Origin of the sequence: Devosia geojensis (assembly GCF_000969415.1) — a bacterium.
GTDB lineage: Bacteria > Pseudomonadota > Alphaproteobacteria > Rhizobiales > Devosiaceae > Devosia > Devosia geojensis.
Window position 1 is genome coordinate 1 of record NZ_JZEX01000107.1, and the last position, 26,005, is coordinate 26,005.

General features: G+C 66.4%; 31 protein-coding genes and 1 pseudogene. 10 read left to right on the plus strand and 22 right to left on the minus strand.

Annotation, left to right across the window (positions count from 1 at the left end):
* The first annotated feature begins 352 nt into the window (after positions 1 to 352).
* Entirely contained in the window at positions 353 to 652 is a 300-nt protein-coding gene (locus tag VE25_RS10560) for a DUF1905 domain-containing protein (RefSeq protein WP_046108589.1), read from the plus strand.
* Positions 653 to 656: 4 nt separating this feature from the next.
* Here the strand turns inward: VE25_RS10560 and VE25_RS22365 are convergent.
* Both VE25_RS22365 and VE25_RS10570 read right to left on the minus strand, forming a co-directional pair.
* Positions 657 to 928: pseudogene (locus tag VE25_RS22365) on the minus strand (acylphosphatase).
* A 52-nt stretch (positions 929 to 980) separates the two neighbouring features.
* Positions 981 to 2,531 (minus strand): UxaA family hydrolase, encoded by a 1,551-nt coding sequence (locus tag VE25_RS10570; protein WP_439328905.1) that lies wholly within the window; start codon positions 2,529 to 2,531, stop codon positions 981 to 983.
* A 203-nt stretch (positions 2,532 to 2,734) separates the two neighbouring features.
* On the opposite strand from VE25_RS10570, the gene VE25_RS10575 reads away from it, so the two are divergent.
* The 3 genes from VE25_RS10575 (at position 2,735) to VE25_RS10585 (ending at position 5,153) form a co-directional block, all read left to right on the plus strand.
* Entirely contained in the window at positions 2,735 to 3,478 is a 744-nt protein-coding gene (locus VE25_RS10575) for a GntR family transcriptional regulator (RefSeq protein WP_046108590.1), read from the plus strand.
* 8 nt (positions 3,479 to 3,486) lie between these two features.
* Positions 3,487 to 3,918, plus strand: coding sequence for an RbsD/FucU family protein (locus VE25_RS10580; protein ID WP_046108591.1), 432 nt, complete (start codon positions 3,487 to 3,489; stop codon positions 3,916 to 3,918).
* A gap of 383 nt (positions 3,919 to 4,301) precedes the next feature.
* Entirely contained in the window at positions 4,302 to 5,153 is an 852-nt protein-coding gene (locus tag VE25_RS10585; protein WP_046108592.1) for a fumarylacetoacetate hydrolase family protein, read from the plus strand.
* A 249-nt stretch (positions 5,154 to 5,402) separates the two neighbouring features.
* Here the strand turns inward: VE25_RS10585 and VE25_RS10590 are convergent, their stop codons facing one another.
* Positions 5,403 to 5,612: a hypothetical protein gene (locus tag VE25_RS10590; RefSeq protein ID WP_046108593.1), complete on the minus strand. Its 210-nt coding sequence runs from the start codon at positions 5,610 to 5,612 to the stop codon at positions 5,403 to 5,405.
* An 11-nt stretch (positions 5,613 to 5,623) separates the two neighbouring features.
* Here VE25_RS10590 and VE25_RS10595 point away from each other — a divergent pair, with 11 nt between their 5' ends.
* Entirely contained in the window at positions 5,624 to 6,553 is a 930-nt protein-coding gene (locus tag VE25_RS10595; protein ID WP_046108594.1) for a LysR substrate-binding domain-containing protein, read from the plus strand.
* A gap of 308 nt (positions 6,554 to 6,861) precedes the next feature.
* Here the strand turns inward: VE25_RS10595 and VE25_RS10600 are convergent, their stop codons facing one another.
* Positions 6,862 to 7,236: a RidA family protein gene (locus VE25_RS10600; protein ID WP_083988867.1), complete on the minus strand. Its 375-nt coding sequence runs from the start codon at positions 7,234 to 7,236 to the stop codon at positions 6,862 to 6,864.
* A gap of 101 nt (positions 7,237 to 7,337) precedes the next feature.
* Between VE25_RS10600 and VE25_RS10605 the strand changes: the two genes are divergently transcribed.
* A complete protein-coding gene (locus tag VE25_RS10605; RefSeq protein ID WP_046108596.1) occupies positions 7,338 to 7,637 on the plus strand; it encodes a GNAT family N-acetyltransferase in 300 nt (99 codons plus the stop codon).
* 9 nt (positions 7,638 to 7,646) lie between these two features.
* Here VE25_RS10605 and VE25_RS10610 read toward each other — a convergent pair whose 3' ends face one another.
* From VE25_RS10610 to VE25_RS10635, 6 genes are all read right to left on the minus strand, one after another.
* A complete protein-coding gene (locus VE25_RS10610) occupies positions 7,647 to 8,585 on the minus strand; it encodes a phosphotransferase family protein (protein ID WP_046108597.1) in 939 nt (312 codons plus the stop codon).
* Positions 8,586 to 8,596: 11 nt separating this feature from the next.
* Entirely contained in the window at positions 8,597 to 9,595 is a 999-nt protein-coding gene (locus VE25_RS10615; RefSeq protein ID WP_201776075.1) for a DUF3298 domain-containing protein, read from the minus strand.
* A 153-nt stretch (positions 9,596 to 9,748) separates the two neighbouring features.
* Positions 9,749 to 10,783 (minus strand): TerC family protein, encoded by a 1,035-nt coding sequence (locus VE25_RS10620; protein ID WP_046108599.1) that lies wholly within the window; start codon positions 10,781 to 10,783, stop codon positions 9,749 to 9,751.
* A gap of 149 nt (positions 10,784 to 10,932) precedes the next feature.
* Positions 10,933 to 11,592, minus strand: a complete 660-nt coding sequence (locus tag VE25_RS10625; protein ID WP_152664585.1) for a hypothetical protein — start codon at positions 11,590 to 11,592, stop codon at positions 10,933 to 10,935.
* 54 nt (positions 11,593 to 11,646) lie between these two features.
* Entirely contained in the window at positions 11,647 to 12,273 is a 627-nt protein-coding gene (locus tag VE25_RS10630; RefSeq protein ID WP_439328906.1) for an alpha/beta hydrolase, read from the minus strand.
* A gap of 278 nt (positions 12,274 to 12,551) precedes the next feature.
* The gene (locus tag VE25_RS10635; RefSeq protein WP_046108602.1) at positions 12,552 to 13,466 is read right to left on the minus strand and encodes an SMP-30/gluconolactonase/LRE family protein; all 915 of its coding nucleotides are present in this window, start codon (positions 13,464 to 13,466) and stop codon (positions 12,552 to 12,554) included.
* Positions 13,467 to 13,580: 114 nt separating this feature from the next.
* On the opposite strand from VE25_RS10635, the gene VE25_RS10640 reads away from it, so the two are divergent.
* Complete coding sequence (locus VE25_RS10640; protein WP_046108603.1) at positions 13,581 to 14,765, plus strand: alpha-hydroxy acid oxidase; 1,185 nt, start codon at positions 13,581 to 13,583, stop codon at positions 14,763 to 14,765.
* 163 nt (positions 14,766 to 14,928) lie between these two features.
* Here VE25_RS10640 and VE25_RS10645 read toward each other — a convergent pair whose 3' ends face one another.
* Genes VE25_RS10645 through VE25_RS10655 form a run of 3 tightly spaced genes read right to left on the minus strand, consistent with a single transcriptional unit; the run spans position 14,929 to position 16,687 of the window.
* Positions 14,929 to 15,759, minus strand: coding sequence for an anti-sigma factor family protein (locus VE25_RS10645; protein WP_046108604.1), 831 nt, complete (start codon positions 15,757 to 15,759; stop codon positions 14,929 to 14,931).
* Positions 15,756 to 16,265 (minus strand): sigma-70 family RNA polymerase sigma factor, encoded by a 510-nt coding sequence (locus VE25_RS10650; RefSeq protein WP_046108605.1) that lies wholly within the window; start codon positions 16,263 to 16,265, stop codon positions 15,756 to 15,758. The genes VE25_RS10645 and VE25_RS10650 overlap by 4 nt, the downstream gene beginning before the upstream one ends.
* A 32-nt stretch (positions 16,266 to 16,297) precedes the next feature.
* The gene (locus VE25_RS10655) at positions 16,298 to 16,687 is read right to left on the minus strand and encodes a COG4315 family predicted lipoprotein (RefSeq protein WP_046108606.1); all 390 of its coding nucleotides are present in this window, start codon (positions 16,685 to 16,687) and stop codon (positions 16,298 to 16,300) included.
* 145 nt (positions 16,688 to 16,832) lie between these two features.
* Here VE25_RS10655 and VE25_RS10660 point away from each other — a divergent pair, with 145 nt between their 5' ends.
* Positions 16,833 to 17,573 (plus strand): SRPBCC family protein, encoded by a 741-nt coding sequence (locus VE25_RS10660; protein ID WP_046108607.1) that lies wholly within the window; start codon positions 16,833 to 16,835, stop codon positions 17,571 to 17,573.
* 103 nt (positions 17,574 to 17,676) lie between these two features.
* A complete protein-coding gene (locus VE25_RS10665; RefSeq protein WP_046108608.1) occupies positions 17,677 to 18,636 on the plus strand; it encodes a carbohydrate kinase family protein in 960 nt (319 codons plus the stop codon).
* Between the two features lie 6 nt (positions 18,637 to 18,642).
* Here VE25_RS10665 and VE25_RS10670 read toward each other — a convergent pair whose 3' ends face one another.
* The 3 genes from VE25_RS10670 to VE25_RS10680 are packed head-to-tail and all read right to left on the minus strand — an operon-like array spanning position 18,643 to position 20,837.
* Positions 18,643 to 18,942, minus strand: a complete 300-nt coding sequence (locus VE25_RS10670; protein ID WP_046108609.1) for a type II toxin-antitoxin system RelE/ParE family toxin — start codon at positions 18,940 to 18,942, stop codon at positions 18,643 to 18,645.
* Positions 18,932 to 19,198 (minus strand): type II toxin-antitoxin system ParD family antitoxin, encoded by a 267-nt coding sequence (locus VE25_RS10675; protein ID WP_046108610.1) that lies wholly within the window; start codon positions 19,196 to 19,198, stop codon positions 18,932 to 18,934. The genes VE25_RS10670 and VE25_RS10675 overlap by 11 nt, the downstream gene beginning before the upstream one ends.
* Positions 19,199 to 19,250: 52 nt before the next feature.
* The gene (locus VE25_RS10680; protein WP_046108611.1) at positions 19,251 to 20,837 is read right to left on the minus strand and encodes an L-aspartate oxidase; all 1,587 of its coding nucleotides are present in this window, start codon (positions 20,835 to 20,837) and stop codon (positions 19,251 to 19,253) included.
* Positions 20,838 to 20,969: 132 nt separating this feature from the next.
* On the opposite strand from VE25_RS10680, the gene VE25_RS10685 reads away from it, so the two are divergent.
* Positions 20,970 to 21,773, plus strand: a complete 804-nt coding sequence (locus tag VE25_RS10685; protein ID WP_046108612.1) for a hypothetical protein — start codon at positions 20,970 to 20,972, stop codon at positions 21,771 to 21,773.
* Positions 21,774 to 21,819: 46 nt separating this feature from the next.
* On the opposite strand, the gene VE25_RS10690 is transcribed toward VE25_RS10685, so the two are convergent.
* From VE25_RS10690 to VE25_RS10710, 6 genes are all read right to left on the minus strand, one after another.
* Entirely contained in the window at positions 21,820 to 22,050 is a 231-nt protein-coding gene (locus tag VE25_RS10690) for a helix-turn-helix domain-containing protein (protein ID WP_046108613.1), read from the minus strand.
* Positions 22,051 to 22,138: 88 nt separating this feature from the next.
* Positions 22,139 to 22,678 carry a hypothetical protein gene (locus VE25_RS10695; protein ID WP_046108614.1) on the minus strand — a complete coding sequence of 180 codons (540 nt, stop codon included), beginning with the start codon at positions 22,676 to 22,678 and terminating at the stop codon, positions 22,139 to 22,141.
* Positions 22,679 to 23,051: 373 nt separating this feature from the next.
* Positions 23,052 to 23,222: a hypothetical protein gene (locus tag VE25_RS22985; RefSeq protein WP_160299979.1), complete on the minus strand. Its 171-nt coding sequence runs from the start codon at positions 23,220 to 23,222 to the stop codon at positions 23,052 to 23,054.
* 187 nt (positions 23,223 to 23,409) lie between these two features.
* Positions 23,410 to 24,123, minus strand: a complete 714-nt coding sequence (locus VE25_RS10700) for a GntR family transcriptional regulator (RefSeq protein WP_046108630.1) — start codon at positions 24,121 to 24,123, stop codon at positions 23,410 to 23,412.
* A gap of 103 nt (positions 24,124 to 24,226) precedes the next feature.
* The gene (locus tag VE25_RS10705) at positions 24,227 to 25,051 is read right to left on the minus strand and encodes an amidohydrolase family protein (protein ID WP_046108615.1); all 825 of its coding nucleotides are present in this window, start codon (positions 25,049 to 25,051) and stop codon (positions 24,227 to 24,229) included.
* Positions 25,048 to 25,860: an NAD-dependent epimerase/dehydratase family protein gene (locus tag VE25_RS10710; RefSeq protein WP_052731888.1), complete on the minus strand. Its 813-nt coding sequence runs from the start codon at positions 25,858 to 25,860 to the stop codon at positions 25,048 to 25,050. Before VE25_RS10710 ends, VE25_RS10705 begins: the two co-directional genes overlap by 4 nt.
* Positions 25,861 to 26,005 lie beyond the last annotated feature (145 nt).

A 26,005-nucleotide genomic window follows, 5' to 3' on the forward strand; every position in this document is an offset into this window, starting at 1 on the left:
CCCCAACCCCTCCCCTCAAGGGGGAGGGGGACGCATTGTGCCTGTGGTACCTTCCTGCCAACCCCACCGCCTGTCATCCCGGCGCAGGCCGGGACCCAGCCCTGACCGCCTCAACGAGCACGGGAAGAGCGGCTGCATTCCTGCCCCAATTCACACATCTTGCGGCTGGTGCAGTATCTCAGGATGGGTCCCGGCTTTCGCCGGGATGACAGCCGGTGGGGGCGGGATGGTGCCAACCCCACGGTTGTCGTTCCTCCCGGCGAGCGTCGGACACTGGCTTGCACCGGTCAAGCGGATCGAGGCCAGATTGGCGGCCGCTTCGGATTGGGCTAGCGTGCCGGCAGGAGGGAGCATGCTCGAGTTGGGGTTCGAGGCCGAGGTGATCTACTGGCGCGGTCCCGCGCCGTTCTTCTATGCGCCGGTTCCAGCCGAACATGCCGGAGACATCAGGCGGGTCTCGAAACTCGTGAGCTATGGTTGGGGCATGATCCCCGTCACCGCGACGATCGGCGGGGTCGCGTTCTATACCGCGCTCTTTCCCAAGGACGACACGTATCTCCTGCCGCTGAAGGCGGATGTGCGCAGGAAGAGCAATGTCACGGTCGGCGACGTGATTTCCATCGAGATGAAGATCCAGTCCGCGCGGGCATAGCCCGTTATCCCGTCGGCAGGACGGAAAAGCCGACGGGGGAATCGCCGGGCCAGGCCTGGTTGGTGACGCCGGCGACGCGGGCGGAGGGCGGACCTTCGTGGCAGGCGTCGATCATTGCCTCGACTGTCTGACGGTCTCCATGGAAGACCGCTTCGACGCGGCCGTCACGAAGGTTGCCCAGCCCTCGAGCCCAAGGGCGCGTGCTTGCCGCTCGACCCAGAGGCGGTAGCCGACGCCCTGGACGCGCCCGGAGATGAAGACGTGGACGGTGAGCATTCGCGCCTCCCGTTCTGGCGCCAATAGTGGCGCGAGAACGGATGGCTGTCGATCACATCGTGGCGCCGACTTGCCAGGGGACGAACTCGTTGTCGCCGTAGCCCAGTTCCTCGGACTTGGTGCGTTCGCCCGAGGCGGTGCGCAGCAGCAGGTCGAAGATCTCCTGGCCCTTGGCCTCGATCGAGACGCCCTCGACGATGTCGCCGCAGTTGATGTCCATGTCGCCTTCCATGCGCGCGTACATGTCCGAGTTGGTGGCGAGCTTGATGGAGGGCACGGGCTTGCAGCCATAGGCCGAGCCGCGGCCGGTGGTGAAGGCGAGGATGTTGGCGCCGCCCGCCACCTGGCCGGTGGCCGAGACCGGATCGAAGCCGGGCGTGTCCATGAAGACGAAGCCCTTTTCGGTCACCGGCTCGGCATATTCATAGACGGCGGTCAGCGGCGTGGTGCCGCCCTTGGCGGCGGCGCCCAGGGATTTCTCGAGGATGGTGGTCAACCCGCCGAGCTTGTTGCCGGGGGAGGGATTGTTGTTCATCTCGCCCTTGTTGCGGCGGGTGTAGTCTTCCCACCAGTGGATGCGATCGATGAGTTTCTCGCCGACCTCGCGCGTCACCGCGCGGCGGGTCAGCAGATGCTCGGCGCCGTAGATCTCCGGGGTTTCCGAGAGGATGGCGGTGCCGCCATTGCGCACCAGGATATCGGCGGCGTAGCCGAGCGCCGGATTTGCGGTGATGCCGGAATAGCCGTCCGATCCGCCGCACTGCAGGGCGAGGGTGAGGTGCGAGGCATCGACCGTCTCGCGCCGGGCCGCGGCGGCGATGGGCAGCATTTCCTTGACCCGCTCGACGCCCCACTCGATCATCTTGCGGGTGCCGCCCTGCTCCTGGATGGTCATCGTCTGGAAGGTTTCCCCTTCCTCGATGCCGTACATCTCCTTCATGCGGCCGATCTGGAACACCTCGCATCCGAGCCCGACGAGGAGCGCTGCGCCGAGATTTGGATTGGAGGTGTATCCCCACTGGGTGCGCTTCAGGATATCGAAGCCTTCGCCGCGGCTTTCCATGCCGCAGCCCGTGCCGTGGACGAAGGGTACCACGCCATCGACCTCCGGATAGTCGGCGAGGATCCCCGAGCGGTTGATGGCGTCGGCGACGAATTTTGCCACCGTCGCCGAGCAGTTCACCGAGGTCAGGATGCCGATATAGTTGCGGGTGCCGACCTTGCCGTTGGCGCGCCGGTACCCCTCGAAGGTCGCGCGCTCGGCGACGGGCACCATCTGCGGCGGAACGGCGCCTTGCGCAAAGGCGTAGTCGTGCTTCAAGGTGCCGTCGGCGCCGCCCATGCCGCAATTGTGCTCGTGCACCCAGTCGCCGGCGGGAATGGCGTCCTTGGCGAAGCCGATGACCTGGCCGAACTTGACGATGGCCTCGCCGGCGCGGATGGGGCGAAGCGCGAACTTGTGCCCCTTGGGCACCCGGCGCTGGATGGAAACGCCCTCGCGGGTCTTACTCCCCACCTCGAGGTTGGAGAGGGCAACGGCGATGTTGTCGGCCGAATTGAGCACCAGGGTGCGTCCTTCGGGGCGGGTCATGGTCTGCGTCATCAGGTGGCTTTCAGTTCCTATTGGTCGCGCTTTCGAGCCGGAAAAGTGCGGTGGCCACTTTTCCTGAAAGCGCTCCGGGGGACGGGTCTCAACTGCGCTTTACCAAGCCGGGATTTGCCGCCAGATTGCCACTCCCAATGCTGGGCGGCGGCTTCGGCATCCTCGGCGTTGTCAAGCACCACGGCTCTAACTAACATGTTAGCATGAGATCGCAGCCAAGTCCCTATGATTTTCTCGAGCGTTCAGTCGCGCCCGCGCGCGGCAGCGTCACCCAGGAGGTGACGGCGGCGCTGCGCCACGCGATCGTGACGCTGGCGCTACCGCCCGGCGCGACCCTCGACAAGGGGGCGATCTGCGAGCGGCTCTCGGTCTCGCGCTTTCCGGTTTCCGAGGCCCTGGCGCGGCTTTCGGCCGAGGGGCTGGTCGACATCGCCCCGCAGCGCGGCTCGACGGTGTCGCTGGTGCGGATCGCCGACGTCAAGGAATACATGCTGATCCGCAAGGCCCTGGAGAGCGAGGCGCTGCGGGTGCTGATCGGCACGCACAGGCCCGAGCTCATCGATGCGCTGCACGAGAACATGGCGCGCCAGCGCGAGGTCGCGGGCAGGGACGACGCCGACACCTTCCACCAGATCGACGTCGATTTCCACGACATCATCTTCCGCTCGATGAAGTTCACCAAGATCAAGGGCATCATCGATTCGGCGCGAGCCAATCTCGACCGGGCGCGCCGGCTGATCATCACGCCGCGGCGCCTGGCGCTGACCATCGCCGAGCACCAGGCGATCCTCGACGGGATCCTCGCGGCGGACGCGGGGCAGGCGACCAAGGCCATCCGCGCCCATATCGATGCGGTGATGGTCGAGCTCTTCGCTTTCGCCAAGCAGCATCCCGAGCTCTTTGCCGACGGCGAGAGCATCGAGACCGACAATTTCCCCTTCGGATAGGACCAATCATGCTCAAAGGTATTCCGCCGATCCTCGGCCCGGACCTCCTGTCGATCCTCAGAGCCATGGGCCATGGCGACGAGATCGCCATCGTCGATGCCAACTATCCGGCCGAGAGTGCCGGCCCCGAGATCGTGCGGCTCGACGGGCTCTCGGCGACGGATGTGCTCGACGCGATCCTGACGTTGATGCCGCTCGACAGCTTCGTCGACGTCGCCGCCTTCGGCATGCAGGTCGTGGGCGAGCCCGACAGGCGCGAGCCGATCATGACGGCGTTCGGGGAGATCATCGAGCGGCACGAGCCGGGGTTCGCCTTCGATACGATCGAGCGCTTCGCCTTCTACGAGCGGGTGAAATCGGCCTATGCGATCGTGCAGACCGGTGAGCGGCGGCTTTACGGGAATATTCTTTTGAAGAAGGGCATCGTGCGGCCGCAGTGACGTGTGCATCACTGGATGTTATCCCGGCGGAAGCCGGGACCCAGTAAATGCTGGCCAGGCGGCTCTTGCACAATGCCCTCACGCTCTCCGGGTCATTCCCGCGAAAGCGGGAACCTCTGTTCTCTCCCGCCGGCAACAAACGGAGGTCCCCGCTTTCGCGGGGATGACCCGGTGGGAGGGAGAGATAGTGGAAGGGCCTGGCGACCAGTGTGTACTGGTTCCCGGCTTTTGCCGGGATGACCGTCGGCGATTGGGTGGAACTGACGCACAAACCGCTTTCGCCGAACGAATTCAGGCAAAAGCGGCTCGACACCCCGGTGGGGCGCCGGTAAGAAACTCACTAACATGTTAGAACTCAACGGCTGCAAGAGGAGAGACCACCGATGAAACTGCTGCGCGTGGGCGCCAAGGGCGCCGAAAAGCCCGCGATCCTCGACGCCGAGGGCGTCGCCCGCGATCTTTCCGGCGTGGTCACCGACATCGGGGGCGAGACGCTGACCCCCGAAGGGCTGGCGCGCATCCGGGCGGTCGATATCGGGGTGCTGCCCAAGCTCGACGGCAATCAGCGGATCGGACCGTGCGTGGCCAATGTCGGCAAGTTCATCTGCGTCGGTCTCAACTATGCCGACCACGCCGCCGAGACCGGTGCGGCGATCCCGAGCGAGCCCATCCTCTTCATGAAGGCGACGAGCGCCATCATCGGGCCGAACGACGACGTCGTCATCCCCAAGAACTCGATCAAGCCGGACTGGGAGGTCGAGCTCGGCGTCGTCATCGGTAGGCAAGCGCGCTATGTCGAGGAGAAGGACGCGCTGGAGCACGTCGCGGGCTACTGCGTCGTCAACGACCTTTCCGAGCGGCACTTCCAGACCGAGCGCGGCGGGCAATGGGTCAAGGGCAAGTCGGCCGACACCTTCGGGCCGATCGGGCCGTGGCTGGTGACGCGCGACGAGGTCGCCGATCCGCAGAATCTCGGCATGTGGCTCGAAGTGGACGGGCATCGCTACCAGGACGGCTCGACCAGGACCATGATCTTCGGGGTGGCGCACCTCGTCTCCTACATCAGCCATTTCATGAGCTTGCAGCCGGGCGACATCATCACCACCGGCACCCCGCCGGGCGTCGGCATGGGCATCAAGCCGGAGCCGGTGTGGCTGAAGGCCGGCAACGTGATGCGGCTCGGCGTCGAGGGACTGGGCGAACAGCGGCAGAATGTGAAGGCCTGGCAGGGGTAGAGCCCGCAGTTCTGGCGTCCAGCTGCGGCTATCGCGGAACCGCTCACCCCTAACCCTCGCCCCAGAGGGGCGGAGGGGATGGCTTCGTGCTCGTATGAAATAGTGCCACGACCGCGGAAGTTCACCTCGCCCCTCCGGGGAGAGGTCGGCGCGAAGCGCCGGGTGAGGGGTTGCCAGGGTGCCACGCCCTCGTGGTTCGAGGCCGCTTCGCGGCACCTCACCATGAGGGCTGCTGAAGGGCTCGTCCGCCTAAACGTAATCCCACCAGTCGCGGCCGGGGGTCTCTTTTTCGACGAGGCCGAGGTCGCGACGCAGGGCGTCTGCGGGCTCGCGCGAGCCGAGGAACAGGCGGCCTATTGCATCAAAGATTCTCATGATGTGAATCCGCAGCGATTGCATGATGGTCATGATCGCGCTTAGCTTGCGCGATGTGAAACGAAGCCTTGCCACGTCATGCATGAGAGGAATTCATGATTCTCGCCTCGACCGCGCTGCCCTCGCTGCAGGGGCTGCGCGCGTTCCTCGCCGTCGCCGAAGCCGGCAGCTTCACCAGGGCGGCGGCGGCGCTGGGGCTGACGCAGACGGCGGTCAGCCACCAGATCGCGCAGCTCGAAGAATGGCTCGGCGGGCAACTGTTTGCCCGGGACAAGCGGGCGGTGAGCCTGACGGCCCTCGGGCAGTCGCTGCTGCCGCAGGTCGAGGAGAGCCTCGAGGCGCTCGCACGCACGCTCGCGGCGGCGCGGCAGGGCGGTGGCCCCAAGCGGCGGCTGATGCTCTCGACGACCCCCGAATTCGGCACCCAATGGCTGGCGCCGCGCCTCGAAGGTTTTTTATCGGCGAACCCCGGAATCAGCGTCAGCGTGACGCTGGAATACCGGCGGGCCGATCTCCTCGCCGGCGAGGCCGACATCGCCATCTGGCTCGGCAGCGGCGGAACCGGGCTCGAGGCGCAGCGGCTGATGCTCGAGGAGGAGTTCGCGGTTTCCTCGCCGGAATTGCAGAAGCGGCTGCCGAACAGGAAGGCGCTGCTCGCCGCCCCCTTGCTCCATTATGAGGGCGAGCGGCACACGGTGCTCGACTGGCGGCGCTGGCACAGCCAGCTCTTCGGCACCGAGGAGGGAAGCATCGGCGAGGAAATGTCGCGGCAGGTCGATTTCGACGCGGGCCCTGTCTACCCGACCTTTGCCGACATGCTCGAGGCGTGCCGTCACGGCGAGGGCTTCGCGCTGGTGCGCTCCTCGCTCGTTGCCGACGACCTCAAGGCCGGGCGGTTGGTGCGGTGCTTCGTCGAGGTGCTGCCGTCCGACCTGCATTATCACCTGGTGACCGCGCCGCAGCGGCGGCCGAGGCCGGAAATCACGGCGTTCCGGCAGTGGATCTTTGCGCAGGTGGGGGAGTAGGCAGCGCGCAGAGGCCGCCATGTTAGCCGTTGTCCCCCGGCCCCGGATCAAGTTCGGGGTAAACTGCAGCCGGGATCCAGTACACGGCGTAGGCGCGGTCTTGCTCTGCGTTAACCGCCTTTATCCGGGTCATCCCCGCGAAAGCGGGGACCTCTGTTACACGTCATCAGAGAAAAACGGAGGTTCCCGCTTTCGCGGGAATGACCCTGTGGGTGGGAGAGCCTGGTATTCCAGCCACATGCCCAGGTTTACTGGGCCCCGGCTTTCGCCGGGGTGACATCGGAGGAGGTGGAGATGTCCGTGTCCGGCTAAGGCCTCCGCGCCACCATATCGATCTCGACCAGCGCGCCCACGGCGAGGCCGGTGACGCCGATCGTGGTGCGGCCGGGCAGCTTGCCGGGCTCGAAATAGGCCTTGTAGATCTCGTTCATTGCCGCGTAGTCACGCTCGAAATGCGTGAGATAGATGCGCACGAACGTCACGTTCTCGAGGGTGAGGCCGATGCCGGCGAGGACGAGCTTCAAATTCTCCATCACCCGGCGCGTCTGCGCCTCGATGCCGTCGGGGAGCGGCGCATCGGGCGCCTCCGGATCGGTCGGCATCTGGCCCGTCACGAACACCCAGCCATCCGCCTCGACCGCGTGGGAGAACGGAGCGACCGGGCGCGGGCCGGTGGCGATCATGTGGTGGATGGGCAGGGACATGTGAACTCCTCGGGCGCTTGCCAATGATTGCAGGCGGCACGATATAGGAGGACCCCACACCAGCCCAAGGCCTCAAATCCATGAGCGAATTTCCCGTCACGGTCGAACGAGACGACGGCCAGGACCGCGGCCGCTATTCGGCGCGGCTCGCCCCCGGATACGAGGCCGAGATGACCTACAGGTGGGTGGCGCCCAAAATCATGTCGATCGATCACACGGGCGTTCCGCCGCAGTTCGAGGGGCGCGGCATCGCACTGCAACTGGTGAAGGCCGCGATCGCCGACGCGCGCGAAGAAGGGTTCACCATCATCCCGCGCTGCCCCTATGTCGAGGTGCAGTTCCGTCGACATCCGGACTGGGCGGACCTGCGGGCGGGGTGAGCGGCCAGCTCAGGCGCCTGCCATCGATCGCAGGTCGTCGATGAGATCGCTCGGCGACTCAGGCGTGGGGATGACACCGATGTGTCGGAGCCACCACCACATGGTCATCCGGTGCAGCAGCGTATAGTACTGGAGCGCCTCCTGCGGGGCCGGGTGATCGATCGGCCCGTATCCTTCGAGGATCAGGGCAGGACTATCGGGCGCTTCGTGCCTCGAACAGAACAGGCACTTGGCCAGATCGAACACCGGGTCGGCGGCGCGGGCGTTGCCGAAATCGATGAGGCCGCTGAGCGTCAGGCTCCCGTCCGGCGTTCTCGCGGCCAACACGTTGCCGGGCTGCAGATCATCGTGGGCGAAGACCGGGCCGGTGCTGTGCGGGACGATGTCATCGAACCGCTCCTCGACGATCCGGCGCAGGCGGCTTGCGAGCACAGGCTCTCCACCCTGGCGGGGGAACCTCTCGAAGATATCCTCGATGAGACTGCGCACGAACTCGGTGTTGGTTGCGACCGGCGCGATGATGCCATCGGCATTCATGTGGCCGTATGCGGGCATCGCGACCGTATGCAGCTTGCGCTGCAGCACGCCCATCTGGCGGTAGACGTTGGAGATCCCCGGATGGTCCTTCAGCGTCCTGACGGCGGCGCCGGGCAGGTAGTTGGTGATCGCGAACCGGAACGGCAGGCGCGTCCTGGTTTCGTCGACCAGGAGATAGCGCGTGACCGGAATATCGAGGTCACGCAGCAGCCCGGCCGCAAACGCTTCCTTGGCGGGCGTTCCCGGCACGCCGTCTCTGTGTGTCTTCAACGTCACCTGCCGGCCGTCGACAAGATCGAGGCGATAGACGGGCGAGCTGCCACCGGACATTTCCTCGGCGCGAACAAGCGCCGACAGGCCCAATTCCTCAAGGACGGGCTGCAGTCGGTCGAACTCGGCCAGGATGCTCATGCGGGTGCCGTTCAATACCCCCAGCGCAGGTTCTGGCCCTTTTCGCTGAGGAGGCCGTCGAGGTCGTCCCAGCTGACCGTCGCCGTAGGAGCGCCGTAGGCGTAGGCGGAGACCTCGTAGGGCTGGAACTGGAGGCCGAGGCCGTAGTCGCGGAAGATCCAGCGGTTGGGATCGGCAACGACCGCGCGCACGTCGTCCTCGAAGCTCTCGAAGAGGGCGTCGCCGTGCTCGGCCTTCAAAGCGGCGATGGCGAGGTCGCCGAGCTGTTGCTGCCAGTTCTCGCCGGCAAAGAGGTCGGCCGCCTCCATCTCGCGCTCGTCCTCGACGAGATAGTGCACGTGGGAGATGCCGTAGTTGCCGTGAGCGGCGCCGTGCCCGTACCAGAAGTCGTTGAGGGTAACGGTGATGCGGGCGGGCAGGACGTCTTCGAGGGTGACGTTGAGGTCCGTGTCGCTCGATGCGTTGGAGCTCTCGCCGTCGCCGCCGTCGCCCCGCAGGCCGGCCATCAGCGCGTTGAAGCTGCGCGCCATCGAGGTGTCGGCGTCGATCTGCGGATAGGCGAAGGCGTGGGAGGCGACATGCCAGGCCGATGAAATGTCGTAGTCGGGATCGATCTCGCCGGAATTGCCGGTGACGAGATAGAAGCGGTGCCCGCCGAGCATGCGCGACCCTTCGAGGGTCTTGATCCGGTCGTTGAACTCGGAGAGGAGGCACTGGCCGCGCCCCTCGATGGTCTCGTCATCCGAATTGTCGATGCAGGCATAGCGGGCGAAATCGAGCCAGGCGCGCTGGCCCTCACGCATCCTGACGACCGCGTCCTTGCTGAGCCCACCGATGGCGGTGGCCCAGGCGGTCGCCAGCACTTCGTCGGCCGCCGAGAGATCGGGATAGCCGCAGATGGCCTTCTCGACGTCGGTGGCGGCTTTCGAACAGTCGAAACTGGCGGCGGACGCGCCGAACGAGACGACGACGGCGCCAAGAAAAGCGACGATTGCCAGACAGATACGCATGGCCATGCCCTCCGTTTCTTCGAAACGTTCATTAGCACGGCCATGCGACAGGCGGAATGCGGCTGGCGTCGGCTGAGGCAGAATGCCTGCTCCCTTCCCCCTTGAGGGGGAGGGAGGGCCGTCGTTTCCGCTGACCTGGAGCGCTCTACTCCGTCAGCTGCGTGCGGAGCTCGCCTTTTCCTCTTCGCCCTCGACGGCCTCCGCTTCGGTCAGGTTCGGCTCGTTGCGCGTCTTCCACAGGGAGTAGAGCACGCCGCCGGCGAGGATCGAGATGGTCACGACCAGCGAGAGCAGGGTGTCGATGTGGATGTGCAGCGGCACGAGGAAGATCTTGATGCCGATGAGCACCAGGATGATCGCCAGGGAGACCTGCAGGTAACGGAAGCGGTTCATCGCCGCCGCCAGCGCGAAGTAGAGGGCGCGCAGGCCGAGGATGGCGAAGATGTTGGAGGTATAGACGATGAAGGTGTCCTGCGTGACGGCGAAGACGGCCGGCACCGAGTCGACGGCGAAGATCAGGTCGACGATCTCCACCATGATCAGGGCCACGGCCAGCGGGGTCAGCCAGGTGACGATCTTGCCGGTCTTGGGGTCGGGCTCCTTGACCATGAAGCTGCGGCCCCGCAGCGTATTGGTGATGCGGAAGCGCTTGCGCAGGAATTTCAGGATCCTGTTGTTGTCCATATCCGGCTCATCGTCCTGATGGCTGAACATGCGGATGCCGGTGAACACCAGGAAAGCGCCGAAGAGGAACAGGATCCAGTTGAAATTGTTGACGAGGGCCGCGCCGACGCCGATCAGGATGGCGCGGAACAGGATCACGCCCAGGATGCCCCAGAACAGCACGCGGTGCTGATAGAGGCGGGGAATGCCCAGGAAACCGAAGATCGTGGCGATGACGAACATGTTGTCCATCGCCAGTGACTGCTCGATCAGATAGCCGGTGTAGAACTCCAGGCCCGCCTGCGCGCCGCGCTGGAACCACACCCAGGCGCCGAAGGCCAGGGCGATACAGACATACATGCCGTAGAGCAGCAGGCTCTCCTTGGCCTCGATCTCGTGCTCATCGCGATGGAGGATGCCGAGGTCGAAAACAAGCAGACCGATGACGAGCGCGATGAACGCGACCCAGAAATAGATGGGAGTACCAAGGAAATCGCCCGTGAGGGCGGCAAGCAGGGTTTCCATAGCCGGACCTTCTCCATGTGCAAGTGGAGCGGCTCCGACATCACGGGGCGAACTAGATCACCACCGCCAGAGGGGCCCGGCGCCGCTCCCGCGATATAAACGCGGCAGCAAAGGTTTCAAGGGGGTAGCTCGAAAATTTCTCGGAGCCTTCAGTCCGGCAGCCGGTAGACGAGGCGGCACCCGGCGGTGTCGAAATTGGCGACGCCGTCGGGCGCCACGCGCGCGCCGCCGGTGACGCGAACGGGCGTCGCGGCCTCGGCGAGGGCGAGGAGCGCATCGTGGCCGGCCTGGCTGCCGATCTCCATGTCGAAGACGACGACGTGGGGAGCGGTTGCGCCCGCATCGACGGCGAGGCCCATGTGCTCGGGATTCTCACCGGCCCAGACGAGCGGGCCGCTCGCCTCGAGGGGTTCGGCGGAAGCGGGCGCGCCGGTTTCGGGCTCCGGACCGAGCACGGCCGCGAGCTCGGGGACGCCATCCATCGCCGCGCCCTCGGCGGCGTTGGCCCCGGGCTGCAGGGGATCGAGGCTGGCGATGCGCTGGCGCAAGGCCGCTTCGGTGCAGACGGCGTCGTCGGCGCAGCTTGCCTCGACCTCGGCGCGCCAGGCGGCGATGTCGGCTGCAAAGCACTGCCGGGCGCCCTCGTCGAGACTGGCGGAGACGCCCTGCTCGTAGAGGAAGAGGGTTTCCTCCAGCCAGTACCAGAGCTCGTGGCAGGCGATGTCGTCCTCGCCGCAATGCTCGTATTGGGCGCTCGCCGGTGTGGCGAGGGCGCAAGCCAGCATCAGGCCGATCACGAATGCACGCATTGCCGAGCCCTCCATCCCTGCCGGGATCATGGCGCGGTCGGCCACTGCGATCAACTAGGCTGTGGCGACGCGGTAGGGCGCGAGGAACTCCTCTGCTTTCAGCAGTTCCTCCTGGCGCAGTTCATGGCCGCCTTCGTGCCAGAAGAGATCGACCGCGGCGCCCTCGCGGGCGAAGTAGTCGGAAAGGTTCTGCGTTGCGGACGCCGGGGCGATGGGGTCGCGCCGGCCGGCGGTGATGAGGACGCGGGTGCCGGCAAGCTCCGGGCGGGCCGGCGGCGAGAAGGGGATCAGTGGGTGCATCAGCACGGCCGCCGAAAAGAGCCCCGGCGTCTCGAAGAGCACGGAGGCAAGAATGTTGGCGCCGTTGGAATAGCCGAGGCCGATGACGGCGGAGGGCTCAACGCGCTCGCGCCAATCGCGCACGAACGCGGTCATGCTGGCGGTGCGCTGCGCCAGATCCTCCATGTCGTAGACGCCTTCGCCGGTGCGGCGGAAGTAGCGCAGCGCCCCGCCCTCGGAGACGTCGCCACGCGGGGCGACGACATGGGCGCCGGGCAGGAGCTGGTGGGCGAGATCGAAGAACTGGTTTTCGTTGCCGCCGGTGCCGTGGAAGACGAAGAAGAGGGGCGCGCGCGGATCGGCGCCCTTGCCCTCGCGGAAGATGTAGTCGGTCATCGTCAATCCTTCCTTCTCTCCGCGTCATCGCCAAGGCCCCCTCACCCGCCGCTGCGCGGCGTCCTCTCCCCCCAGGGAGAGGTGAAAGGGCATCGTACCCGCCACCGCGGCACCTCTCCCTTTGGGGGAGGGGTCGGCCCGAAAGGCCGGGTGAGGGGGCCTTTCACGCCCGCAGCGGTGATCCTTGCTAGACCGGTCTCAATGTCATTGCGGTATTATTTCGATTGCGCGCGCTCGCAGGCAATAACTGAAACCGTCACGCACCGTTGCCGATTGTGGAACGATCAGGGTCGCTGCACGCCGGTCGTCGCAACGAACACCGAATAGACCGCTTGGGTCGAGGTGAAGAACAGCCGGTTGCGCTTCTCGCCGCCGAAGGTGAGGTTGGAAACCGCCTGCGGGGCGCGGATGCGCCCGAGGAGGGCGCCGGAGAGATCGTAGCATTCGATCGAGGGACCGGCGCTGGTCCAGACATTGCCGTGGATGTCGAGGCGCAGACCGTCGGGCCCGCCGGCGCCGGTGCGCACGAACTCGCGACCGTTGGCGAGGCGGTCACCAACCACGTCGAAGCGGCGGATGACCGTCGGCCAGTCCGGATCGTGGCTGCGGCCGCTGTCGGCGACGTAGAGAATCGACTCGTCAGGCGAGAAGGCGAGGCCGTTGGGTTTCTTCAGTTCGTCGGTGACGATGGCGAGCGACCCGTCGGCGGGATCGAAGCGGAAGACGTAGCAGGCGGGAAGCTCCGGATCGGCCTTGTAGCCCTCATAGTCCGACATGATGCCGTAGGTCGGGTCGGTGAACCAGATGGTGCCGTCCGACTTGACGACGAGGTCGTTGGGCGAGTTGAGGCGCTTGCCCTCGTAATGGGAAACGAGGGTGGTGATGGTGCCGTCGGGCTCGGTTCGCAGAATCGCACGGGCGCCGTGCGAGCAGGAGACGAGCCGGCCTTCGCGGTCGCGGGTGTTGCCGTTGATGTAGTTGGAGGGCGTTCGGAAGACCGAGACGCCGAGGTCCGGCACCCAGCGCAGGAGCCGGTTGTTGGGAATGTCCGACCAGACGAGATAGCCGCCGTCGGCGAACCAGACCGGTCCCTCGCTCCAGCGGCACTTGTCAAAGATCAATTCGATGTCGGCGATGGGGACGGTGAGATCATAGAACTTCTTGTCTATGTATTCGTACGCGTCGCCGACGATCGCCATGCTATTCCTCCCGATTGCGCGGGGAGATTGCAGGCAAGCGCGCGGCAAGGCAAGGCGCATTGACGACTAACATGTTAGTTAGTACAGCAATGCGATCGATCACGGGGCAAGCGTATGGCCGATCTTTCCAAAGTCCTCACCATTGCCGAGATGATGGCGCTGGCCAGGCAAAGGGTGCCCAAGCAATTCTTCGACTATGCCGATTCCGGGGCGTGGACCGAGAGCACCTACCGTGCCAACCAGGACGACTTCGCCAAGATCACGCTCAACCAACGCGTCGCGGTCAACATGGAGGGCCGCTCGCTCAAGACCTCGATGATCGGCCAGGAGGTCGCCATGCCCGTCGCGTTGGCGCCGACCGGGCTCACCGGCATGCAGCATCCGGACGGGGAGATCAAGGCGGCGCGGGCGGCGGAGGTGTTCGGCGTGCCGTTCACGCTCTCGACCATGTCGATCTGCTCGATCGAGGACGTGGCCGAGAACACGACCAAGCCCTTCTGGTTCCAGCTCTACGTGATGCGCGACCGCAAGTTCATCGAGCGGCTGATCGACCGGGCCAAGGCTGCAAAGTGCTCGGCGCTGGTTCTCACCATGGACCTGCAGATCCTCGGTCAGCGGCACAAGGACCTGCGCAACGGCATGTCGGCGCCGCCCAAGTTCACGCCGAAATTCGTCTTCGAAATGGCGCGCAAGCCCGGCTGGGCCCTCGGCATGCTCGGCACGCAGCGGCGCACCTTCCGCAACATCGTCGGGCATGTCGAGAACGCCGGGGACCTTTCCAAGCTCTCGGTGTGGACCAACAGCCAGTTCGACCCGTCGCTCAGCTGGAAGGACCTCTCCTGGGTCAAGGACCGGTTCGGCGGACCGGTGATCGTCAAGGGCGTGCTCGACGCCGGGGACGCGCGCCAGGCGGTGGCGCATGGGGCCGATGCCGTCATCGTCTCCAACCATGGCGGTCGCCAGCTCGACGGCGCGCCCTCGACCATCCGGGTGCTGCCCGAGATCGTCGATGCGGTGGGCAAGACGGCCGAGGTCTATATCGACGGCGGCATCCGCTCGGGCCAGGACGTGGTCAAGGCACTGGCGATGGGCGCCAAATCGACCTTCATCGGCCGGGCGTTCCTGTGGGGGCTGGGCGCCGGCGGAGAGGCAGGGGTCAAGCGGGTCCTGGACATCCTGGCGCGCGAGCTCGACATCACCATGGCGCTCTGCGGCGAGCGGGATATCCGCAACATCGGGCCGCACAACATCTATTCCAACGACATTCCGCCCAGGAACCGGGTGGGCGGGAACCACTGAGGGCAATCATACCCTCTCTGCTGGGAAGGCCCCCTCACCCGGCGCTACGCGCCGACCTCTCCCCCAAGGGAGAGGTGAAAGGAGGCATCGTCTCTGGGAGCCCGCCCACCTCTCCCTTCGGGGGAGAGGTCGACGGCAAAGCCGTCGGGTGAGGGGGCCTGTTCTAACCGTTTTCGAGGTAATCGCCGGCAATACCCGCGCCGATTCCGCCTCCGCCCGTCAGCTGCCGGTAGACCGCCTGCGAGACCGCCTTCATGCGCTCGCCGGGCAGGGTGCCCACCACCGTGCAGGTGATCGCTTCATTCGCCCAATAGAACGCGGCGGCGCCGTCGCGGCTGGTGAACTCGTAAGCAGGCTTGCGGTCGGGCAGGGCGGCGGTGATGTAGACGGTGACGCGCTCGCCGGCGGCATCCTCGTACATCAGCTGGGCGGCGCGTCCGCCGGCCTGCGGCTCGCCGGGCAGGAGCCGGCCGCCCTTGAGTGCAAAACCTTCGGGCGAGAGGTCCGGCGCGCCGATTGGCGTTTCGAGGCGGTTGGAAAGCCAGGTGACGAGATGTTCCTCTTCGTCGGAGGCGACCTCGACGGCATGGCGGTTCTCGGCGGAAAAGACCCGGTGGGCGTTGACGGCGCTGGCGATGAGCATCTCGCTGGCCGCAGGCGCGCGCTCGAAGAGCGGTCGGGCGAGCCAGCCGGCGCCGAGTCCCAGGCCGAGGAGGACGACAGCCGCCGCGGCGAGCCGCCAGCGGCCGCGGTTACGCATCTTCAGCTCGGCGGCGAGGCGCGCCGGCTTTAAACGCAACGGCACCGGCTCGGCGGCGGCGGGCGAAAAGAGGGTGCGGATGGCATCGTCCTGCCGGCGCCAGAGGGCGACCTCGGCGGCGGCCTCGGGATTGGCGGCAAGATAAGCCTCGACCGTCTCGGCCTCGGCCGCGCTCAACTGGCCGTCGGCGTAGGCCAGCAGCGTTTCGCGGGAAATGGGGCCGACGGTCGTCATTTGACGGTCCTCAAATACGGTTCGCCCGAGGTGCCGCCGATAATGCGCAGCGCCGCGCGGGCGCGCGACAGGCGCGACATCAGCGTCCCCTGCGGAATGCCGAGGATGCCGGCCGCCTCGGCGTAGCTGACGCCCTCGAGGACGACCAGCAGCAGCGCCTCCTTCTGGTCCGGAGGCAGTGCCTCGATGGCGCGGGCGATCTCGGCCAGGGCCATGTGGCCGGGCTGGGCGGCGGGCGTCATCGGCTCGGACGGCATGTCCTCGATGGCAACGGTCTCGCCGCGCCGGCGGCTGGCGCGCAGGCCGTTGCGGTAAAGGTTCAGGAGAATGGTGAAGAGCCAGGCGCGGACCGGTCCTTGCGGCCGGAACAGCCCGCGCCGGGCCAGGGCTCGCTCCAGGCAATCCTGCACGAGATCGTCGGCGACGTCGGCATTGCGCGTCAGCGCGCGGGCGTAGCGCCGCAGCGCCGGCACGCAAGCCTCGATCTCGGCGATGAGGTCACCCAAGGCGGGCCCCTTTGTTGCCGGCCTACCCGGCCCTATTCGACTGCAAGATGCCAGACGCCGCCGACGCCGTCACCGGTGACGTCGCCGGGATTGACGTCGTCCTTCCACAGATAGAGCGGCATGCCCTTATAGGCCCACATCTTGGTGCCGTCGGTACGGTCGACGAGGGTGAACTCGCCCTCGGGGGTCGCCGAGGCATCGGCGATCAGCGGCGGCCAGTTGATGGCGCACTGATCATAGCAGTTGGTCACGCCGGGCTCGTCATTGTCGAAGATGTAGAGCGTCATGTCGTTGGCGTCGGTCAGCACCATCTTGCCGCCGATGTCGGTGGACTTGACGGCTCCGCCCAGATATTCGGCGGCCATGGCGGGCACGGCCATGAGCGCGAGCACGGCGGCGCCGGCGAGAAGCTTGGACAGCATTTTGCGGTAAACTCCCTCGGATTGGCGACCGGATGAGCCCGGCCGCATAAGTGTCAACACCGGGGGAGGGGAGTTATTCCGTGCCCGGCCGATTTTTTCTCGGAGCTCACATTCTGAGCTATGCTTAGCGCAAAGGAGGGACGGGATGGGCGCAACACACGACGACCGGCAGATACTCATCGAAACGGCGATCGCGGCGCCGGTCGAAACGGTGTGGCGAGCGCTGCGTGAGCGCGAGCAGTTGCGCAACTGGTTCGGCTGGGACGCCGAGACGCTCGCCGACGAGATCGACTTCATCTTCTTTGAGCATGCGCAGGCGGACGAGGCCGCTCATCTCCTGCAGTTCGGCGAATGGGAGGGCGTTTCCGACGCGATCGCGCTTTCCGACGATGGCGCGGAGACGACGGTCATCGTCGCACGGCGTGGGCCGGACGTCGATTGGTCCGGCGCTTACCAGGACGTGCCGGAAGGCTGGGTGACTTTCATCCAGCAGTTGCGCCTGCTGCTCGACCGGCATCCGGGGGCCGAGCGGCGCACGCTCTACCTGTCGGGTGCGGCAAAAGCCGGGGGCGCGCAGCCGCGCGAGGCGCTCGGTCTCGTTCAACTCGCGGCCAAGCCCGACGGAGCGGAATATTCCATTGGCCTGCCGACCGGCGAGACGATCTCGGGGCTGGTCTGGCACAGGACGCATTTCCAGCTCGGCCTCAACGTCACCGAATGGGGCGACGGGCTGCTGGTGGTCAGCGACATGGGCGTTGCCGATACGCGCCCGAACGGGGGCGGCTCGGCGCTGCTGACGACGTTCGGGCTCGACGATGCGGCGTTCGACGAACTTGCGGCGCGCTGGCGCGCCTGGTGGGATACCAACTACACGCCCTTCGGCTGATTGATGCACGCCGGGCAGGGTTCCGTACGGTCGCTCGCCTCGCCTGGTGACAAAGCCGACAGACATGCTATGTGCGGGGCCGTCCGATACAGGGAGGGCGTCAATGTTCGTCGTCGGCGGGGAAAGCCTTATCGATCTCGTCAGCGAGCCGCGCGGAGCGGACGGGACCATCCGCATGCGCGCACACCAGGGCGGCTCGCCCTACAACTGCGCGATCGCCCTTTCCAAGCTCGGCAACTCGACCGGTTTTCTCTGCCCCATCTCGCGCGACGGGTTCGGCGGGTACCTGCTGGAGCCGCTGGCGGCGGCGGGGGTGAAGCCGCTGCTGCCGGAGCGGGTCATAGAACCGACGACGCTTGCCGTCGTCACCCTCGATGCGGCGGGCAAAGCGCAATACGAGTTCTACCGCGGCGCCGAGCGGGCGCTGACGGCCGAGAAGGGGATCGCAGCAGTGCCGGGCGATATCGAGGTGCTGCAGTTCGGCGGGTTCGGGCCGATCGAGCCGACGGACGCGGCCGTATGGCTGGAGGTGGTGAAGGCAGCCGCCGGGCGCGGCGCGACCATCTCCATCGACCCGAATGTGCGCCCCTCGCTCATCAACGATCCGGACGGCTACCGCGCGCAGCTCTCGCGCTTCCTCGACCTTGCCCATATCGTCAAGGTTTCCGAGGAGGACCTCGCCTGGCTCGACCCGCGCACCAGCATCGAGGACCAGGCCGCGCAACTCCTCGACCGGGCCAATTGCGAACTCGTCGTCGTGACGCTCGGCGAAAACGGCTCGCGCGCCTTCACGCGCTCGGGCCTCGCCGAGGCCAGCATCTACAGCCCGCCGGTCTTCGGCGACACGGTGGGAGCCGGGGACAGCCTGATGGCGGGGATTTTGACCTACCTTGCCGACCACAAGGTGCTGGCGCCGGGCAGGATCGAGCGGCTGGACGACGTATCGCTCGCCGGCATGCTGGGGTTCGGTGCGGTGGTCGCCGGTCTCAACTGCGCCCACAAGGGATGCGTGCCGCCGACGCGGGCGGAGGTCGACGCCGTGCTGGCGGAGCTCGTGGGGTAGGCTGCGTCAGTCGGAGAGCATCTCGGGGGTAATGTCGCGCGCGGCGTGAAGGATACGAAGGACATCCACCACATTGTCCTGATACCTGTAGAAAACCAAATAGTGTTCGACCGGGAAGTATCGGACTTCGGGACCGAGTTCCGGTCGCGCTCTTCCTGCGTCCGGGTATTCCGAAAGCATCGTCACGGCTTCATCGAGCCGCTCGAGGATGGCATCGGCAGCCGTAACGTTGCGCTCGGCGATATACCACCAGATGTCACTCTGATCGCGCTTGGTAGCGGCGCTGCGCCGTACCCTACGCCGCATTGTTCTTCGACTCGGCCAATCGACGACGTCCTTCCCGCTTGATGTCCTCTGTATCCCAAGGCTCAAACGGCCCCTCCAACCCCTCCTGGATCGCCTCCTTCAGCGCCTTCAGCTTGATTTCGCGCAACTGCTCGCGCTCCTCCATCAGGCGCAGGCCGTCGCGCAGGACTTCGCTGACGCTGGCGTAGCGGCCGGAGTCGACGAGTTTGCGCGCGAAAGCTTCGTAGTGCTCGCCGATGGTGTAGCTCGAGGGCATGGTGGCCTCCTTCAGTAATATCGTTTTATGATAGTATCGAAGGGCTATGCCATCAAGCCTCGGCGCGTATGGCGTGGGCTTCGGCGAGCGTCATCGTGGTGTGGTGCTCCCAGGTCTCGCTCGTCTCGGGATAATCGGTGCGGAAGTGCCCGCCGCGGCTTTCGGTGCGTTTCAGGGCCGCCGCGGCGACGAGGGTCGCCGAGGTGGTCATGTTGAGGTAGGCGCGGGTGACCTGCTGGGCGTTGGCCTCGAGGTCGGCGATATCGCGCAGGGCCTGGCGCAGGCCCTCGGCGTCGCGTTCGACGCCGACGAGGTCGGTCATCACCCGCCGGAGGTCCTTGACGGCTTTCAAGTTGCGCAGCACCTGCTCGGCTTCTTCGCCCTTGGCCTCGTTCCACTCGATGCCGTCGAACGGGGCAAGGGTACGCACGGGCTCCAGCCCGCCGATGTCCTCGGCGATGCGGGCGCCGTAGACAGTGGCTTCGAGCAGCGAGTTGGAGGCGAGGCGGTTGGCGCCATGCAGGCCCGTGCAGCTCGCTTCCCCGCAGACCCACAGGCCCGGAAGCGACGAGCGGCCGGTGCCGTCGACCTGGACGCCGCCCATGTGGAAATGAGCGGCCGGAGTGACGGGGATCGGATCGGTGACCGGATCGATGCCGGCCTCGCGGCAATAGCGGGTGACGGTCGGGAAGGCGGTGACGATGCGCTCGCCCAGCACCCGGCGCGTGTCGAGGAACACTTTGCGGCCGGCCTGGATCTGCCGGAAATTGGCGCGGGCGACGACGTCGCGCGGGGCGAGCTCGGCATCCGGATGGATCGAAGGCATGAAGCGCTCGCCGAGGTCGTTGACGAGAATGGCGCCCTCGCCGCGCAACGCTTCGGTGGCAAGGGGCGCCGGATCGGCGCCGGTCAGGATCGCGGTCGGGTGGAACTGAACGAATTCCGGGTCGCCGATCAGCGCGCCGGCGCGGGCGGCCATGCCCATGGCGTGGCCGCGCACGCCCGGCGGGTTGGTGGTGACGGCATAGAGGCCGCCGAGGCCGCCGGCGGCCAGCACCGTGGCGCGGGCGCGGATGAAGACGGGCTCGACATAGCGGTCGCCGAGCTTGCGGCAGAAGACGCCGACGACGCGCCCGTCGGCGCGGGCAAGGTCGACGGCGGTTATGCCCTCGACCACGCGGATCGAGGGCGTGCGGCGAACCTCGCGTATGATGGCCTGCATGATGGCCCAGCCGGCCCGGTCCCCCTCGACCTTGACGATGCGGTTGGCCGAGTGCGCGGCCTCGCGTCCGAGCTCGTAGTTGCCGAAGTCGTCGCGATCGAACGGCGTGCCCCAGCGGGCGAGGTCCTCGATGCGCGCGGCCGCCTCCGCCGTCACGCTCTCGGCGGTGCCGTGGTCGACGATGCCGGCGCCCGCCATTTCGGTGTCGAGCGCGTGGGCGTGGGCGCTGTCGCCGGTGCCGACGGCCGCCGCCACGCCCCCCTGCGCCCAGGCCGAGGAGGCGCCGGACCCCAGGGGCTTGGGCGAGAGCACCGTCACCGGGCGCGGCGCGAGCTTCAGGGCGCAGAAAAGGCCGGCAAGTCCCGCACCGACGATGAGCGCACCGTCGGCGTTGAGCGTGTTGTCGAACGTCGTCACCTGATCCTCCCCAAGCGCTCTTGGTAGAGCGCTTATCCCTGCGGGCAATGCGGATCAAGACATACGTATTTTCTCTTATTGCTGGGAATTTCCCATACGGTTACACCCTTAGGTGGAATCAGGGATCGGGGCATGCTGCGTCTGGCATTCGACATCGCCGGCTCGAACCGCGAGGGCGAGCTCGTCGATTGCCTTGTGCCCGTGCGCCGGTTCGATGCGCCGCAGCTGGTGCGCCATATCGGGCGCGCCGTGCTGATCTTCCGCCCGGACGAGGGCGGGCAGCTGAATTTCGTCGCCTCGGCGGTTCTCGGCGGGATCGTGCCGAGCAGTCCGGAGTCGCGGGGGGTCGTCGCCGAGCTCGTCGAGATCGCGCCGTTCGCGCGTCCCGTGTCGCATCGGGGCTTGCCCCGGGCCGAAGGCGTGCCGTGGATCAGCCTGCCATCGGCGATGTTCGATGCGATTCTCGACAGCGCGCACGAGGGGAGCAGGCCGGCGGGTCTCGAGGAGGCCGCGACGGCATTTGCCTATGACGCTCCGGCGCTGCCGCCGCTCGAAACGTTCGCCGCGCTCGGCCAGGCCGTCAAGCGCAACTACGGACACATCTGCGCGCTGACGGGGCTCTCGGAGGCCGGCCGAGCCCGTCATCGGGCCGAGGACCTGCAGATCACCCCCATCCGCCCGCTGTCCGAGGACGGGCCGGTGCATGTCACCAACTGCCTCGTGCTGACGCCGCCGGCGGCGGAAGCCTTCGAGGCGGGGCATCTGGCGGTTGCCGGGGATTTCCGCGTGATCGTCGATGTCCATCGCATTGATCCGGATCTGCTCGAGGCGATCAATCCCCTCGGCCGGCTGGCCGTGCCGCAAGACGAATCGCTGCGCCCGGACCGGCGTCACCTGGCCTGGCATCGCCGCCGGTTCTTCTCGTTGCTGAACTGAGGGGAAGGGATGGAGGCTGCCCGCCCCGAAGGGCGGGCGCGGTGCCTCAATGGGCGTTGTCGACCAAACCGGGGGCAGGCACGTCGAATCCCTGTTCGGTATAGATCGCGAGCTTGTTGCGCAGGGTGCGCACCGAGATCTGCAGGACGCCCGCCGCATGCGTGCGGTTGCCCTCGGTCTGCCGGAGGGTCGCGAGGATCAGATCCCGCTCGACCTCGGCGGCAGGCATGCCGACGAGCTGCGCGGTCGCTGCTGGCCGGGGATTGAAGTCATACATTCACGACCTCTTTCTGAGCCCCCAACCACCCAGAACAGCCCTAAAGGTTGCCCCGAAGGGTTAACATCGGGTTAACGGTGCGAAGGTTTCAAGCCAGCGTGCGGTCGCGAAGCGGCGCAAAAAGGCGGTCGCGGTTGTTGGCCATGCCGACGAAAGCCCGCGCCGCCGGCGGCGCCGCTACGGAATAGAGGTCGAGCTCGAAAGGGACGCCGGCCAGGGCGAGGGCGACGATCCGGTGATTGCCGTCCGCCAGGAACTGGCGTCCGGCCGGCAGGCCGAAGGTCGGCAGTTCGAGCTTCACCAGCGATTCCTCGCGGTATTCGGCAACGAACGATTCGATGATGCGCCTGTCGCGCTGCGGCATGCGCCCATAGCGCTTGAGCACATCGCTGACCGTCATGTTGCGCGAGAACAGCCAATGCAGGAAGTGCGCGTTCACCCGCCCGAGGCTCAGCCGATAGCAGGTGAAGAGTTCGAGGACGTCGGCGGTCGCGGTCGTCCTCAGGACGCGAACCGGCCAGCCGTCGGCGCGGAACCGCTCCCAATTCACCCGGACGGCGATTTCTGGGAAACGGGTCCGGAAGCCGTCATGGTCGAGGTCGGCGGGCCGGACGAACTCCAACGCCATTGCAAGTCTCCATCTGCGCAGAAGCCGCATGTGGAGGTTTTATGACAATGTCGCAAGAGGAGCAAAAAAACGGAAAAATGACGCCCGCCTTCAAATTGTCGTGATTCCGCCCGGCTCGCGCCACGGAATCAGGCGATGACATCGGTGCTGCCGGTCGGTCCGTTCTATCCGAGCCCCCAACTCCCGGCCCTGCCGGCAGCCCTCCCGAGATTTCCTGACACCTGGCCCGCCCCTGGCGGGCCCTTTTGTTTGCCTTCGGGGCAGACACTTGGAGCAATTCCCGTTCCGATTGAATCGAACGGGAGCTCTCACTCTTTGTTTTGCCGCGTTTCCGAACCGGAAAAGTGGTGTCCACTTTTCCTTGAACCGCTCTTTAGCGGCTGATGCCGAGCACGGCGTGGTAGAAGACGATGCCGGCGCCACCGCTGCCCGAGAAGCTGTGCCGCTCGGCCATGCCGACGGAAAACGCGATGGGGGCGACCAGGACGACGCTGAAGATGAGAGCCGCAAGGAACGGCATCGCGGGGCGGAGCACTGCACTCATGGCTTTATGGACTGACGCTTCGGGTTGACGATGGCGCAGCAATTAGCCGTGCAGGCCGGAACCGGCACTGAATGTGCCATTCAGTTTGCGTTCATGTGGAAAGCCACCGCGACAGAACTCGGTCCCAACCGGTGACCGGCGATGCGATCCCGGTGAAGGAACGAGATTCGCCGACGTCCCGAAACGTTCAGGGCTTCAGCGCAAGCCTGGCGCGATCGACCTCATCCGAATTGTCCTGGGCGATCAGGCTGTCGAGCGCGCGGGCCCGGCCGCTGGCGATGTGCTCCTCGAAGGCGAGGGCGGCGCCCTGGGCGTCGCCGGCGTCGATCTTGCGGATGATGTTGAGGTGCTGCTCGTTGGATTCGCGCAGGCGCGACGGCCCCGCGACGCCCCCGCGCAGGATGAGGCGAAGCTCCCGGTCGATGTTTTCGGACCATTCGATCAGCCGGTCGTTGCCGGTCGAGCGGATGAGCGTCGAATGGAAGAGCTCGTTGAGCTCGGAATAGCCGTGCGCGTCCTTCTCAAGGCGCTTTTCTTCCATTTTCTCGTGCAGCTCATAGAGCATGCGCACCTTCTCGGCGGACAAGCGCCGCGCCAGCAGCTTGCCGGCAAGGTAGGCAAAGGCCGCGCGGACGTCGTAGAGGTGCAGGGCCTCGCGGATATCGAGCTTGCGCACGAACACGCCGCGATTGTGCACCATCTCGACGAGATAGGCCTGTTCGAGCGAGCGCAGGGCCTCGCGCACCGGACCGCGCGAGACCTGAAACTCGGCCGCGACCTGGTTCTCGTTGATGCGCTGGCCCGGCAGCAGCTCGCTGTTGAGAATGCGGTCCAGCAGAATCTGTCGGATCTGTTGAGTGGTCGACTGGTCCGAGTTCTGAATTTCGTTGGCTGGAGGCATGCTCACCGGTTTCCAGGGCTTGATGCCGCGCTGCGCGGGGCAGCCGGCAGATTGTACATTCTCGGACAGCATATGTCAGAGATTCGTTTGGCATTCTCGGCTTTCATTCGAACTTGTATAGCAATCGGGGGTTCTCGACAAAAATCTGCTGGATTTCGGTGGGGTCGAGCAGATCGATGAGGGAGCGCAGGGTGGCGCGTTCGTCGGGCTTATCCTGCGGAGCAAGGTTCGGGTGGGGGAAGTTGAGGCCCCATACGAGCCGGCGCGGGCCGGCGTCGACGAGCGCGCGCACGAGGGCGGACAATGGCGTGAAATCCGGGCGGCCGTCTGCGGTCACGTTGTAGGGGGCGGCGAGCTTGACCCAGCCGCCGTCATCGAGAAAGCCGAGCAGGGCCCGGGTCGCCGCCTCGTCGAGGCCGGCGCCGCGCGGCAGGCGTGCGATGTGATCCACGACGACAGGGCAAGGCAGAGCGAGGAGCCCCGCGTAGCGCGCGGCCAGTTCCGCCCCCTCGGCCTGCACGATGACGTGCCCGTCCATGGCGGCGGCAAGCTCGGCGCCCGCGCGCACGGGCGCCATATCGAACGGCTCGCCCGGCCGGAAGAGGAACCGGAAGCCGCAGACGCCGCTCGCGCGCAGCGTTTCGAGATCGTTGGCCGTCGGCGCCTCGTCGAAGAAGACGATTCCGCGGGCGCGGTCGGAGCCGAGTCCGGCCATGCCGTGCAGGAGGCTCCGCCGGTCCGGATACGCCTTGCCCTGCACCAGCACATGCCGATCGACGCCGAGGCTGGCGCAGACGGCGAGATAGTCGGCCGTGTCGGCATTCGGTTCGTGGTGCTGGCCGGCTCGTATCGGAAAGGCATCCGCGGACGGGTAGAGATGCGAGTGGCAGTCGCAGCTTCCCGGTGGCAGCAGTCGCGCGTCGCTCATGCCAGGCGCTCGTCGGCAGACTCGGCGAGCCGGTATAGCGAGCGCTTCCCGCCCTGATAGACGAGCAGCCGTTCAGCCGCCGCATCGAGCGGGGCCGGGGCGGGCATGTGATCGCCGGCGTTGTCCTGGGGCGCGAAGCCGAGATGCGCGGCGTGCCGATTGTCCCACCACACCCCGTCATTGGCGGATACGCCCCATACCGGCGTGAAGCCGACGCGCGGGGCCGTCAGGCATGCGTCGATCAGGCGGCAATAGTCGGGTTCGCTCAGCCAGGTGTAGCGCTCGCGCGGATCGATCGGTGCGGGGCGGGCCGAACCGATGCGCAGCGCCACGCTCTCGAGCCCGAACTTGTCCCAGTAGTATTGCCCGAGGTCCTCGCCGAAGCCCTTGCTCAGGCCGTAAAGGCTGTCGGGCCGGTGGGGGGCCAGCGTATCGGTGACGACTCGCGACGGGTACATGCCCGCGATATGGTGGGAGCTGGCGAAGACGATCCGCTTGACACCTGCCGCGCGCGCCGCTTCGTAGACGTTGTAGGTGCCCTCAAGATTGGAGGCGAGGACGCCGGCCCAGTCGTCGACGGAGAGGTCGGCGGCCAGGTGGACGACGACGTCGGCGTCCGTCACCAGGCGCGCGACGGCATCGGCGTCGGTCAGACTGGACCGGATGAGGGTTTCGCGTTCACCTGCCGGCCCCATGTCGGCAATGTCCAGGAGCTTCAGTTGCCGAGACGGCCTCGACAGGTGCCGGCGGGTCAGCCGCCCGAGGTATCCCGCAGCACCTGTGATGGCGACGATATTGCTGGCGATCACGGCGCATCTCCGGACGGTGGATCGAAATTTGACGAGGATCGGACTCCGATGAATCGATAACCTCTGCCAGTGACGCATGCAATGTGTTTCTCATTGTTATAGAAGGAATATGTATTGTCAGCAATCTATGTCGTGATGTAGACAA